Source organism: Caballeronia sp. DA-9 (genome assembly GCF_051615025.1).
GTDB classification, from domain to species: Bacteria; Pseudomonadota; Gammaproteobacteria; order Burkholderiales; family Burkholderiaceae; genus Caballeronia; species Caballeronia sordidicola.
Genome location: NZ_CP195133.1, coordinates 3,053,159 through 3,066,085 on the forward strand (window position 1 = coordinate 3,053,159; position 12,927 = coordinate 3,066,085).

The 12,927-nt window shown below is 61.0% G+C and carries 12 protein-coding genes; 9 read left to right on the forward strand and 3 right to left on the reverse strand.

The annotated features are described in order from the left end of the window. Positions 1-19 precede the first annotated feature (19 nt). The 5 genes from ACRWA7_RS30125 (at position 20) to trxA (ending at position 6,443) form a co-directional block, all read left to right on the forward strand. Positions 20-937 (forward strand): iron-siderophore ABC transporter substrate-binding protein, encoded by a 918-nt coding sequence (locus tag ACRWA7_RS30125; protein ID WP_438394250.1) that lies wholly within the window; start codon positions 20-22, stop codon positions 935-937. Further along, positions 934-2,940 (forward strand): Fe(3+)-hydroxamate ABC transporter permease FhuB, encoded by a 2,007-nt coding sequence (fhuB, locus tag ACRWA7_RS30130; RefSeq protein ID WP_438394251.1) that lies wholly within the window; start codon positions 934-936, stop codon positions 2,938-2,940. Before ACRWA7_RS30125 ends, fhuB begins: the two co-directional genes overlap by 4 nt. A 77-nt stretch (positions 2,941-3,017) precedes the next feature. Beyond that, positions 3,018-4,676 carry a cyclic peptide export ABC transporter gene (locus ACRWA7_RS30135; protein WP_438394253.1) on the forward strand — a complete coding sequence of 553 codons (1,659 nt, stop codon included), beginning with the start codon at positions 3,018-3,020 and terminating at the stop codon, positions 4,674-4,676. An 18-nt stretch (positions 4,677-4,694) separates the two neighbouring features. Continuing rightward, a complete protein-coding gene (locus ACRWA7_RS30140; protein WP_438394255.1) occupies positions 4,695-5,480 on the forward strand; it encodes an ATP-binding cassette domain-containing protein in 786 nt (261 codons plus the stop codon). A 114-nt stretch (positions 5,481-5,594) separates the two neighbouring features. Further along, a complete protein-coding gene (trxA, locus tag ACRWA7_RS30145) occupies positions 5,595-6,443 on the forward strand; it encodes a thioredoxin (protein WP_060858035.1) in 849 nt (282 codons plus the stop codon). Positions 6,444-6,578: 135 nt separating this feature from the next. On the opposite strand, the gene ACRWA7_RS30150 is transcribed toward trxA, so the two are convergent. Beyond that, positions 6,579-7,451, reverse strand: a complete 873-nt coding sequence (locus tag ACRWA7_RS30150; protein ID WP_060858076.1) for a tRNA threonylcarbamoyladenosine dehydratase — start codon at positions 7,449-7,451, stop codon at positions 6,579-6,581. Between the two features lie 287 nt (positions 7,452-7,738). Here ACRWA7_RS30150 and pdxH point away from each other — a divergent pair, with 287 nt between their 5' ends. The 3 genes from pdxH (at position 7,739) to ACRWA7_RS30165 (ending at position 10,970) form a co-directional block, all read left to right on the forward strand. Beyond that, a complete protein-coding gene (pdxH, locus tag ACRWA7_RS30155) occupies positions 7,739-8,395 on the forward strand; it encodes a pyridoxamine 5'-phosphate oxidase (protein ID WP_060858034.1) in 657 nt (218 codons plus the stop codon). A 233-nt stretch (positions 8,396-8,628) separates the two neighbouring features. Beyond that, the gene (locus ACRWA7_RS30160) at positions 8,629-9,843 is read left to right on the forward strand and encodes an SAM-dependent methyltransferase (RefSeq protein ID WP_060858033.1); all 1,215 of its coding nucleotides are present in this window, start codon (positions 8,629-8,631) and stop codon (positions 9,841-9,843) included. 92 nt (positions 9,844-9,935) lie between these two features. Then, on the forward strand, positions 9,936-10,970 hold the full coding sequence (locus ACRWA7_RS30165) for a DUF72 domain-containing protein (RefSeq protein WP_438396829.1): 1,035 nt from the start codon (positions 9,936-9,938) through the stop codon (positions 10,968-10,970). Positions 10,971-11,003: 33 nt separating this feature from the next. Here the strand turns inward: ACRWA7_RS30165 and msrA are convergent, their stop codons facing one another. Further along, the gene (gene msrA / locus ACRWA7_RS30170; RefSeq protein ID WP_060858032.1) at positions 11,004-11,564 is read right to left on the reverse strand and encodes a peptide-methionine (S)-S-oxide reductase MsrA; all 561 of its coding nucleotides are present in this window, start codon (positions 11,562-11,564) and stop codon (positions 11,004-11,006) included. 270 nt (positions 11,565-11,834) lie between these two features. On the opposite strand from msrA, the gene ACRWA7_RS30175 reads away from it, so the two are divergent. After that, positions 11,835-12,344 carry a flavin reductase family protein gene (locus tag ACRWA7_RS30175; protein WP_438394256.1) on the forward strand — a complete coding sequence of 170 codons (510 nt, stop codon included), beginning with the start codon at positions 11,835-11,837 and terminating at the stop codon, positions 12,342-12,344. Positions 12,345-12,347: 3 nt separating this feature from the next. Here ACRWA7_RS30175 and ACRWA7_RS30180 read toward each other — a convergent pair whose 3' ends face one another. Further along, positions 12,348-12,836, reverse strand: coding sequence for an Lrp/AsnC family transcriptional regulator (locus ACRWA7_RS30180; protein ID WP_060858030.1), 489 nt, complete (start codon positions 12,834-12,836; stop codon positions 12,348-12,350). Positions 12,837-12,927 lie beyond the last annotated feature (91 nt).

The following is a 12,927-nucleotide window of genomic DNA, read 5'->3' on the forward strand; positions in this document are numbered from 1 at the left end:
GCTTTCGATGCGCGGCAGCATGAAGCGCCGCGCCTTGCTCACCTCGTTCGCAGCCGCGAGCCTGATGGCCGCGGCTTCGTCGTGCTGTGCGGCGGCCGGGGCTATGCCGACGCCGACGTCAAGGCGGATTGTCGTGCTCGACTGGAGTTTGACCGAGTTGTTGTTATCGGCGGGAATCGTGCCGGCCGGCGTCTCCAATCCGCAGGGCTTTCGCAAGGCGTACACGGCGTGCGACCTTCCGGCCGGCGTGGTCGACCTCGGGTTGATGTTCCAGCCAAACCTCGAACTGATGCTCGCGTTGAAGCCGGATGTGATCCTCGTCACGCCTGCGCACACGGCGTTGCTCGCGTCTCTTGAGCGCATCGCGCCGACGCTCACTTTCGGGCGATTCCACGGAAGTCCGGCGCCCTATTCCGCCGCGAAGACCGAGACGCTGGCGCTCGGCCAATTGTTCAGGCGGGAAAGCGCTGCGGCAAACGCAATCAAGACCGCGGACGCCGCGATCGCCCGCGCACGCGAGTCGATTGCAGCAACGCCGTCAACGCGCGCACGGCCGCTCTACTTGACGCGGTTTATCGATGAAACCCATGTCCGCGTGTACGGTCCGCGCAGCTTCTACGGGGAACTGCTGGCGCAGCTCGGACTTGATAACGCGTGGCGCGGGCGTGGCGCCTCTGCGGATTCCGCATATTCGACCACGAGCATTGAAGACCTCGATGCCGCGCCCGACTCCACGCTCGCCTATTTCGGACCGCTCGGCCCCGCTGCGTCCAGCATGATGAAGACCAGTCCGATCTGGAAAGCGATGCCATTTGCCAAACCCGGCGGCACGCTGGCCTTGCCGGGCGTGCCACCAGACGGTGGCACGCTTTCGGCCACCCGTTTCGCCGATGTCCTGGCCCGCGCGCTCGCCGGTCTGGAAAGGACGCGCACATGAGCGAAGCCATGACCGTGCGCAGCCATTCCGTGCATCGTTCCCCGGCATTGACGGCTGGCGTCATCGTGCTGATTGCGATCCTGCTCACCATCGCGCGCCTTGAGGAACGACTGCCCGCGTCGCTCTGGTGGCACGCTGTGATCGCGCCGTCACCCACGGATCTACGCCAGCTTCTCGTACATTTCAGCGACATGCCGCGCATCGGCGTGATCTGGCTGTGCGGCGCCGCGCTCGGATTGGCGGGCGTCTCGACCCAGCAAGTGTTGCGCAACCCGCTCGCCGAACCGATGACCCTCGGCGTCTTCTCCGGCGCTTATCTGGCGTTATCGGTGGCGACGGTTTATGCGCCCGTCTGGCTCGCCTTCGGACGCGATGCCGTCGCGCTTGGCGGCGCGGCTCTCGCGCTGAGCTTCGTCTTCGCGCTGGCGGCACGGCGCGGCCTGTCGCCTTTCGCGCTCATCCTCGCGGGCATGATTGTCAACCTGTGCTGCAGCGCGTTCAGTTTTGCACTGGCGATCGCCCACTTCGACTTGCTCTCGGGCTTGATGATCTGGGGTGGCGGCGTGCTCACGCAGCATGACTGGCACGTCGCGCAGGCATTATTGCTGCGGCTTGCGCCATGCACGGCGATCCTGATCCTGTTCCTGCGTCCAATGGCCGCCTTCGACGCCGGCGACGCCGTCGCCAGCAGCCTTGGCGTCTCGTTGCGCACCACGCGCGGCGCGGTCCTTGCCCTGACGCTGCTGATTACCGCGTTCGTGGTGAGCGCAGTCGGCGTGCTGGGTTTTATTGGACTGGGGGCGCCCATGCTCGCCCGTCTTTCCGGCGCGCGGCGGCTGCGCGACCGCATGCTGTGGTCGCCGGTTCTCGGCGCGTCGCTGTTGTGGCTCGCCGACCAGATGACGCAGCACGTCTCGAGCTTCACCGGCGTCCTGGTTCCAGCGGGCGCGGTGATGACCTTGCTCGGCGCGCCAATGCTGCTGATCCTGATGAAGCGTTTGCGCGGACGCCCGGACCTTTCCCCCTCGCCAATACAGTCAAGCACCCCGAAACGCGCCCGCCTTGTTCCGATGTTCATCGTCATGATGCTTGTGCTCGCCCTCGCCATCGGGTGTTCGCTGACGCTCGGCCGTGGCCTGGATGGGTGGCATGCCGCGCGGCCATCGGAAATCGTCGCGCTGATGTTTCTTCGCGGCCCGCACGTGGTCGCGGCACTCAGTACAGGCATTGTTCTGGCGCTCGCCGGAGGCCTGTTGCAGCGCATGACCGGCAATCCGATGGCGAGTCCCGACCTGCTCGGCATCACGTCGGGCGGTGCGGTCGGATTGATTGGCGCGTTGTTCCTGAACGCTCATCCGGGACTGCCGGTTTTGCTGCTGTGGTGCGCGGCAGGCTCGGTCGCAACCCTGGCCGCCTTGCTGCTGTTCGCGCGCAAATCGGACTACGCGCCCGATACGCTCGTGCTCGGCGGGATTGCAATCAGCGCGGCGTTCCAGGCTATATCGACGATCGTCGTGGCAAGCGACGATCCCCGCGTGATCGTGCTTTACAACCTGCTCGCCGGCTCGACCTACAACGTCAGCGCAACGGCCGCGGGAATGGTCGCCGTGGTCGCGCTGGCCGCCCTCGCGCTCGTACCGTTCGCGCGGCGATGGCTCGATATCCTGCCGCTGGGCGCGGTGACATCGCGCAGTCTTGGTGTGGATCTCAGCGTCGCGCGCCTGTCGCTGCTCGTGGCAAGCGCCGTCATGACCGCGGCTGCCACGCTCGTGATCGGCCCGTTGTCGTTCGTCGGATTGATGGCGCCGCACATGGCGCGGATGCTCGGCCTGCAACGCGCGCAGTCCATGCTGTTCATGTCGGCGGGAATTGGCGCGCTTCTGATGGTCGCGTCCGACTGGATTGGCCGATGGATCCTGTTCCCGCAAGAAATGCCGGCGGGCGTGGTGGCCACCGTGCTCGGCGGTTCGTATCTGATCCTGGTCATGCTGAAAAGAAACTGAGCACGATCAAGCGCAACACGCATCAACCAACCGATCGCGCGTCAAAGAACGCGCGGCATATGTCCTCAAGGAGCTTCATGTCTTTACTCTTGAATCTCGCCCGTCAGTCGCGATGGCTTCTGCTGCTCGCACTGCTGACGAGCCTCGCGAGCGGATTCGGCAGCGCCGGGCTGGTCGCGCTGATCAACCAGGCGCTGGGTGCTTCGAATGCGCGGCTTGCCGAACTGGGCTGGCGATTCCTCGGGTTGAGCATCGCCGTGCTGGTGACGCGAACGCTGTCGCAGACACTCTTCATGTACCTCGGCCAGCGCGCGAAAGCCATGCTGCGCATGCGCACGATCCACCGGATTGGCGAGGCGTCGTTCCGGCATCTCGAACAACAGGGCGCGTCGCGTTCGCTTGCCGTGCTGACGCAGGATCTCGACACCATCGTCATGTTTTTTGTGAGCATGCCGTCGCTCACGATGCAAGGCGCGGTCATCGCCGGCTGCCTTGGTTATCTTGGTTATCTGTCGTGGAAAATCCTGCTGCTCGCTGCCGTCACGATTGCGATTGGCTCAATCGGCTTCCGGCTCGCGAACGGGCGCGCGTTGTTCCATCTGCGCGCGTCGAGAAAACGCGAGGACGACCTGGTCCGCCATTTCCGCGCACTGTTCGACGGCGCCAAGGAACTCAAGCTGCACCGCAAACGCAGGCAGGCTTTTATCGATGAAACCCTCGCCACCAACGTGGAAGCCGTCCGCGTCCAGCGCACGCGCGGTTACGTTCTGTACGCGGCGGCTGCGAGCTGGGGCAGCTTCATCCTGTTTGCGTTTATCGGCGTGACGCTGTTTGTGATCGCGCGCATGTTCCCGGTCGATACACACGTCATGTCAGGCTACGCCATGATCATCCTGTACATGATCATGCCAATCGAAGCGCTGCTTTCCGCGATTCCCAGCATTGGGTCGGCGCGCGTGGCGCTTGAGCGCATCGAGCAGGTCAACGCCGATCTGCCGACTGAAACGGCCATGACAGGACCCGCGGCGAATGCGTTCGAGAGCATCGTGCTCGATCGCGTGACGCACAGCTATTTCCGCGAAAAGGAAAACGAAGTCTTCACGCTGGGGCCGGTGAATCTGCGTTTTGAACCGGGCGAACTGGTGTATCTGATTGGCGGCAATGGCAGCGGCAAGACCACGCTCGCGAAGATCATCGTGGGTCTGTACGCACCTGAAAGCGGCCAGATCCTGCTGAATGGCGAGCCGGTTGGCGAGAAGGAACGCGATGCGTATCGCCAGCATTTCGCGGTCGTCTTCAACGACTTTCATCTGTTCGATACGCTGCTCGGCATGAAGCTCGACGGCATCGACAACAAAGCCCGCGCCTGGCTCGAACGCCTTCAGCTCGATCACAAGGTGAGCGTGAAGGATTCGGCGTTCTCCACGCTCGATCTGTCGCAAGGTCAGCGCAAGCGCCTGGCGCTGCTGGTAGCCTATCTGGAAGACCGTCCGTTCTACGTGTTCGACGAATGGGCCGCCGACCAGGACCCGTTGTTCAAGGACGTGTTCTACAAGCAATTGCTTCCCGACCTGAAAGCGCGCGGGAAAGCAGTGATCGTGATTACGCACGACGACCGGTATTTCCATCTGGCGGACCGTTACATCAAGCTCGACTACGGCCAGGTGGTGGAAACCGGCGCGGGTTCCGATCTGCACGACGCGCGCGACCGGCAGTTGTCGGGGACGCGCTTTTGATCTATCGGGATATCACTCATGTCAACGCCTGAACCCTCCTTCACGCTCAACGGCGTTTCATTCGAAGCCGGCGACAGGACGCTGCTGGAACCAATCTCCCTGATCCTGCCGAAGAAGCGTGTATGCGGGCTGATCGGCCATAACGGTTCCGGAAAATCGACGTTGATCAAACTGCTCGCGCGGCAACAATCGCCGACGTTCGGCCTCATCCAGTTCGATGGCAGACCGCTCGCCGACTGGGGCAAACGCGAACTCGCCAGGAAGATCGCGTACTTGCCGCAGCAATTGCCCACGGCCGACGGCCTGACGGTGCGCGAGCTGGTGGCGCTCGGGCGCTATCCGTGGCATGGCGCGATCAGCCGTTTCACCGCGCTCGACCGCAGCAAGACGCATGAAGCAATGGAACTCACCGATGTCCTACAGTATGCCGATCGCGCCGTCGACAGCTTGTCCGGCGGCGAACGCCAGCGCGCGTGGATCGCGATGCTCGTCGCGCAGGACAGCGAATGCCTGCTGCTCGACGAGCCCATATCCGCGCTCGATATCGCGCATCAGGTCGACGTGCTGTCGCTCGTTCGACGCCTGAGCGAAGAGCGCGGACTCGCGGTCGTCGCAGTCCTGCACGATATCAACATGGCCGCGCGTTTCTGCGACGACATCGTCGCCCTGAAGGGCGGGCGGAAGCTGGCCCATGCGCCGTCGGCGCAGATCATGAGCGCCGGGACGCTCAGCGCCATCTACGATATCCCGATGGGCGTTTTCCACAGGCCAAACGGTGGAACGCCGCTCGGCTATGCGCACTGATCATCCGGTCTCGAATGGCCACCCCTTGTATCCACGGAAAATCGCACAAGCTTCGACGTAGAATTGTCGTAATCGCTTTGTGCCCTTTTCTGTAAGACGTTTATGAGGAACACCATGGATACAACACTCGCCACGTTCGAACAGGATGTCATCACCGCGTCCACACTCGCGCCGGTCCTCGTGGATTTCTGGGCGCCGTGGTGCGGTCCGTGCAAGACGCTTGGGCCCATGCTCGAACGGCTGGAAGCGGAAGGCGCGGGAAAGTGGAAGCTGGTCAAGGTCAACGTGGATGAAAACCAGGAACTCGCAGCGCACTTCCAGGTACGCAGCATTCCGCACGTGATCGCGTTCGCGGACGGCCACGCGGTCGACCAGTTCATTGGCGTGCTGCCGGAAGGTCAGTTGCGCGCGTTTATAGAAAAGCTGGTTCCGGACGGCGCGGAAGCCGAGCGGCGCGCGGCGCAAGCGGCGTACGAGGCGGGCGAAACCGATCTGGCAATCGACCACATCAAGGCGGCGCTGGCGCTCGATCCGGGTTACGACGAAGCCCGGCTGGACCTGATCGAATGGTTGCTGGCAGCGGGCCGCACGGACGAGGCGCGCGACGAGGACAAGCTGTTGTCGCCAAAGACCACGCAAGGAATCGACGCCCGTTATAACGCGCTGAAAACAGAACTGGACGCCGCCGATGCCGCTGCAAGCCTGCCGCCCGCCGACGCCTTGATCGATGCAGTGAACGCCAATCCGGACGATCTTGAAGCCCGCTTTGCGCTGGCGAACCGCTTGATCGCGGGCCGCGACTACAACGGCGCGCTGGAGCATCTATTCGCGATCGTCACGCGCGATCGGGCTTTCATGGACGATGTCGGCCGAAAAACCATGCTGTCGGTATTCGGTTTGGCCGCGCATCAACCGGACGTGGTTTCGTTCTGGCGACGCAAGCTCAGCAGCGCGATGAACTGAAGCATGAATGTGCAACCGCTGATTCTTTCAAATGGATTAAATCAGCTTAAAACGGCGTCCCGCTAAATCGTGCTGGAATTCTTTAATGGCCGCTTTCCTGTAAAGGCAAAAGCGGCCATTAATTTATATGCTTTTTCACGCTTTAATTTCAGGCCGCTTCGCGAGTTCTCTCAACACGTATGAAACCGCAGCCAGCCCAAAACTGGCGGTCACGCACACGCTCGAACCGAACCCTGCGCAATTCAATCCGACCGGCCCGGCATATCCCGGAGCGGTTTCAACGTGCTCGGCTTCCTCGCTGATGTCGCAGGCTGGCGCCTCCGGATAGATCAGCGGCTCCTCCGAGTACACGGCGCTCACCTTGAACCTGGACTTCGGCCCGCGCGGAAAACCGTGCGACTTGCGCAATTGCCCGCGTACCTTCGAGAGCAGCGGATCCTGAATCGTAAGCGCAAGATCGTCGATACGAATCCGGGTTGGGTCGAGTTGTCCGCCCGCGCCGCCAACGGTAATGAGCGGCTGATTGTGTTCCACGCACCACGCGATCAGCGCCGTTTTCGTACGAACGCTGTCAATGGCGTCGATGACGAAATCGAAACCGCCGCCCAATATCGCGTCGAAATTCGCGGGCTCCACGAAGTCCTCGACTTCCTCCACGCGGCAATCCGGGTCGATCAGCCGGATGCGCTCGGCCATGGCGCGGACCTTTGCCTTGCCGTAATTGCCGTCGAGCGCATGCACCTGCCGGTTGGTGTTGCTTTCGGCGACGTTGTCGAGGTCGATCAGCGTCAAGCGGCCAATCGCATTGCGCGCCAGCGCTTCGACCGCCCACGAACCTACGCCGCCAATACCAATCACGGCAACGTGCGCGCGTTCGAACGCGGCAAGCCCGGCTGGCCCGTAAAGGCGAGCCACGCCGCCAAAGCGCCGGGCACGGTCGGCCGCTTCAAACTCCGGCGCAGCGGATGTAACATTCAAAGCGTCGGCAGATGCAGAAAAAGCGGTCATGAACGTTTCACAGGCAAAAAGGCGGAACTGACGCGCTATCACAACGATAGAAGCGCATATGAGCAGAAATTCGCCGAATTGCGTATTCTGCCTTATCGAAGATTGGACGTCGGAAATCAACGGCCGGTTTTTGAAAGGAATATGAAAAATAATCGTCCGGGTTCGCGTCAATTTTTGTTGCACGGCTTCATGATCTGACTCAATAAAGGTCGAGGAGGCATTAGCCGTAAAGCGCAGGATTTGCAGACCTTGGCTATACTAATGCGATTGAAGTGCTTGCATAAAAAATGACTACCCTCGCTGACCTTCGAAAGAATTATTCCGTCGGATCGCTGGACGTATCCGACGTGGATCCGAATCCCATTCGGCAATTCGAAACATGGTTCGCGCAAGCGCTCGACTCGAAACTTCCCGAACCCAACACCATGACGCTTGCCACCGTCGACGAACGCGGTCGGCCTTCCGCGCGCATCGTGCTGATCAAGGGCGTTGACGATCGCGGGTTTGTATTCTTCACGAATTACCTCAGCCGCAAAGGCCATGAGCTCGCGAGCAACCCCACCGCGAGCCTGCTGTTTTACTGGATCGAACTCGAGCGCCAGGTGCGCGTCGAGGGCTCCGTCGTCAAAACAAGTCCGGAAGAAAGCGATGCGTATTTTGCGTCGCGCCCGCTTGGATCGCGAATAGGCGCGTGGGCGTCGGAGCAGAGTGAAGTGATCGAAAGCCGCGCGGTGCTAGAGGCCCGCGAGCGCGAACTGATCGCGAAATACGGTGACAACCCGCCGCGTCCTCCCCATTGGGGCGGATACCGGCTCGTTCCCGACACTATCGAATTCTGGCAGGGCCGTCCGTCACGGTTGCATGACCGTGTCGTCTATAAACGTGATGCACGCGAGCAAGCGGACAACGCCCGGCAATGGCGCATCGTCCGGCTATCGCCTTAGCGCCTGAAGGCGTCTTGAAGCGCTTTCGCAACCGTTTTTGCTTCGGTTGGCAGTAACAGACCTTTCGCCCGGTTCTTGACGAACCGACACCAGCGGCCGCGTTGAATCGCGTTTCGTTGCGGCGTGTCTGAATGGTTGATGTGCAAGCGGAAAGACATCACGCGGCGATATGCAAACGTGCAGTGCAAGCGACCCGGTTTGGCTTCAATTTCATCTGAGCGCGGAGAACAAGCATGTTTTGGGAGAAAAAGCTGACGCAGTGGGTGCAGGACATCCGGGACCGGGCAAACCTGCCCGCCCGCCTGGTACTGTGGGATGGACAGCAACACGACTTCGGAAGTTTCGCGGCGCCGCAGGTCACGTTGCACGTGAAGAGCGCGACCGCTCTGCCTTATCTGCTCGAACCGAGTCTGGACAATCTCGGTGAAGCCTATGTGAAGGGCAAGATCGACATTGAAGGCAAGCTGTCCGACATCATCAACATTGGGTACGGCCTCGCCAAGAACACGGTCACCAGCGCGAGCAAGCTTGCCCGCGTGCGGCGTTACTTCAATCATACGAAGGCGTCGGACAAGAAGGCCATTCAGTACCACTACGATGTATCGAACGAGTTCTACGAGCTTTGGCTCGACAAGAACATGGTCTACTCGTGCGCGTATTTCGAGAATGGCGACGAGGACCTCGCCACCGCGCAGATCAAGAAGATCGATCACATCCTGACCAAGATCCAGTTGCAACCGGGCCAGCGCCTGCTCGACATTGGCTGCGGCTGGGGCGCGCTCGTCCTGCGTGCGGCGCAGAAATTCGGCGCGCAGTGCGTGGGCGTCACCCTCTCGCAGAACCAGTTCGACCTCGCCACCAAGCGCGTGAAGGACGCGGGCCTCGAAGACAAGATCGAGATCCGGCTGCAGGATTATCGCGACGTGCAGGGCCAGTTCGACCGGATCACGAGCGTCGGCATGTTCGAGCACGTCGGCCGCAAGAACCTGCCGGGCTACTTTGCCAAGGTCCGCGAACTGTTGGTCGACGACGGCATTGCGATGAACCACGGCATCACGTCGACCGACTTCAACAGCGGCGAGACGGCGTTGGGCGGCGGCGAGTTCATCGACAGATACGTGTTCCCGGACGGCGAGTTGCCGCATATCGGGCTCGCGCTCGAAGCGCTGCAGGAAGGCGGCCTGGAAGCCGTGGACGTGGAAAGCCTGCGCCGCCATTACGCGCGCACGCTCGACATCTGGGCTGAGAACTTCGAGGCGAACGCGCAGAAGGCGAAGACGCTCGTGGACGATGAAAAATTCCGCATCTGGCGCGTGTACCTTGCGGGCTGCGCCTACGCGTTCGAAAATGACGACGTCTCGATCTATCAGATCGTCTGCCGCAAGGCCGGGCGCAGCGCGAAGACGCTGCCGTGGTCGCGCCGGTATATCTACGAAAAATCGCTCTGAGTTCAACGCACGACTCCGCCGCTTTCCATGAACCTGCGTCCGGTGATGAACCGGACGCGGGCGATTTCGATTCGTCCGCTGTTCAGGTCGATTTGTTTGGCGGCGTTGCGGAACCAGAACCGGCGTACTCTCGCACTTCTCCTCGTACGAAATCGCGCGGCGGCGTTTTGTCCGCGCTTGCATCGCCCGAACTTCATACGCTCGCGGAAGCACTTCCGGCGAAGGTTCACATCGGCACATCGACGTGGTCGTTTCCCGGCTGGCGCGACATTGTGTATGGCGACGACTATTCGTCAGCCAAGCTTTCCCGCGATGGCCTCAACGCGCTCGGCGCACATCCGCTCTTGCGGTGTGTATCCATAGACCGTTCGTTTTACGGGCCGCTCTCCGTAGCCGACTACGCGCGCTACGCCGCTCAGGTTCCGGCGCATTTCCGCTTCATTGTCAAAGCGCCCGCCTCGGTCACCGACGCCACCGTCCGCGGCGACAAAGGCGTACCCGCCGGCGACAACCCGGCGTTCCTCGACGCACGCATCGCCATCAGTGAATTCGTCACGCCGTGCATTGCCGGACTCGGCGAAAAGGCGGGCGCGCTCGTGTTCCAGATTCCACCGCTGCCCGATGCGCTGATCGTCGATCCAACCACGTTCCTCGAGCGCCTTGCCGCATTCCTGAACGCGTTGCCGCCGTTGCCCGGCGAAAGCTGTTACGCCGTGGAACTGCGCGACGCCATCATGCTGACGCCGCGTTTTATCCGCGTCCTGCGCGATGCAAACGTACGCTATTGCGTCGGCATCCACGCGCGCATGCCCGATCCACGGCGTCAGGCGAAGGCGCTCGCGCTACTCGATGAAGGTGGACTCGGACCGCTGATCGTCCGTTGGAGCCTGCATGGCGGCTTCAAGTACGAGCAGGCGAAAGCGAAGTACGAGCCGTTCGACAAACTCGTCGATGAAGATCCCGACACGCACGAAGCGCTCGCCGAACTTGCGCTACGCTACGCGCTCGCGGGGCAACCTGTGGTGATTGCGGTGAACAACAAGGCGGAAGGATCGGCGCCGCTGACGTGCTTCAAGATCGCGCGCAATCTGGTGGCAGCTTTTGACATCTGGCTGCGAAAAAAATAAGCGGGCTTCGATTTCCCGAAGCCCGCCCGGTTTTCAACGCTTGAGCCTGCTGGCAAACTTCTGCCTGAACTTCGCCACCTTCGGCGCGACCACGAACGCGCAATATCCCTGGTTCGGATGTTGCTCGAAGTAGTTCTGGTGATAATCCTCTGCCGGATAATAGTTGCCGTTCAACGGCGTCACTTCGGTAACGATCTTGCCATCGAATATGCCGCCCTTTTGCAGCTCGTCTATCACTTCCAGCGCGATTTTCCGTTGTTCGTCGGAGTGCGTGAAAATGGACGACCGATACTGCGTGCCAACGTCATTGCCCTGACGGTTGAGCTGGGTCGGATCGTGCGTGGCAAAGAAAATCTCCAGCACTTCCTTGTATCCGATCACCGCAGGATCGTATTCAACCTTGATGACTTCTGCGTGCCCGGTCGTGCCGTCGCAGACCTGTTCATACGTCGGGTCTTTCACCTGGCCGCCGGCATACCCTGATTCGACCGACAACACACCTTCAACGCCCAGAAACACCGCTTCGGTACACCAAAAACATCCGCCGCCGATGGTGGCGGTTTCGCGCTTCGCCTGCTCGTCATGTTGCGTCATGCTGGCTCCTGGTTCGTGTTCCGCAGTCATCAAGATGCGTGCGGAAGCCCTTTGAATCAACCCTTCCAGCTTACTGGTTTTCGGGTGTCCGTGTTGCGCGCGAGGCCTTTCACACGCCAGTGCCATTATTAGCGGCAGAGTCGATTCCGCTAGAATCGCAACAATCGCAATCTTCCGATGACTTCGAAATTTTCATCCGGTTCCTGAGCACGCAGCCTGTGTGCACGCCGCCTGGATTTCGCCGATACCATCGAAAACGAACCTCTCCCGATGAAACGCGCCAATCCGCCGAATTTCGATGCAACCGCTTTTCGAGATGCCTTGAGCCAGTTCGCCACCGGCGTCACCGTCATCACCACGCGCGCCGACTCCGGCCAGCTGATCGGCATTACTGCAAGCTCGTTCAACTCCGTATCGCTTGATCCACCGCTCGTGCTTTGGAGTTTAGCCACGAAATCAGCATCCATGCCGGTGTTCCAGGCCAATAGCCACTATGTGGTCAATGTGCTCGCCGCCACGCAAGTCGATTTGTGCAAGCGCTTCGCGACACTCAAGGGCGACCGCTTCGCCGGCGTGTCGCACGCGGCCGGCGACACGGGCATGCCCGTGCTCGATGGCGCGCTGGCGTGGTTCGAATGTCACAACCGGAGCCGCTATCAGGAAGGTGACCACGTGATTTTCGTGGGTCAGGTCGAACGTTGCGGCGTGCACGAAAATGCAGCGGACATAGCCCCGCTGGTTTTCCAGGCGGGGCAATTCCACACGATTGGTTCGCTGTGAATCTCAGTCTGTCCGGTCGATCAATGCAACCGGAACGCCCGCTTCGTCCTTCATGGTTTGAAGCACGATATTCGAGCGGATATCGATGACACCCGGCGCCTTGTAAAGCTTGCTCAGAATAAAGTCTGAGTAATGCTTGAGGTTGTGCGCAAGTACGCGCAGCACGTAATGCGTGTCGCCCGTGACCACGAACGCGCCCACGACTTCCGGCCATTCGCGCACGGCCGCCGCGAACTTCTCGTGCCAGTTTTCCTGATCGTTGCGCATGGACACGTGAACGAACGCCTCCAGCTCAACCCCGAGCCGTTCCCTGTCCAGACACGCGCGATAACTCGCGATCACGCCTTCTTCCTCAAGCAGCCGCATGCGGCGCAGACACGCCGACGGCGAAAGCGAAATCCGTTCGGCCAGATCGAGATTGCTGATCCTTCCGTCTTCCTGCAGCACCGACAAGATACGGCAATCCGTTGCGTCCAGCGAGAACCCTGTCATTTTTTAGTCTCCCTGCGGCTGTTTCATCGAATTATGTTCTAAGAGCGGCCGCTTTGGGAGGTTATTTCCAAATCAGTTTTCGATGGATTGG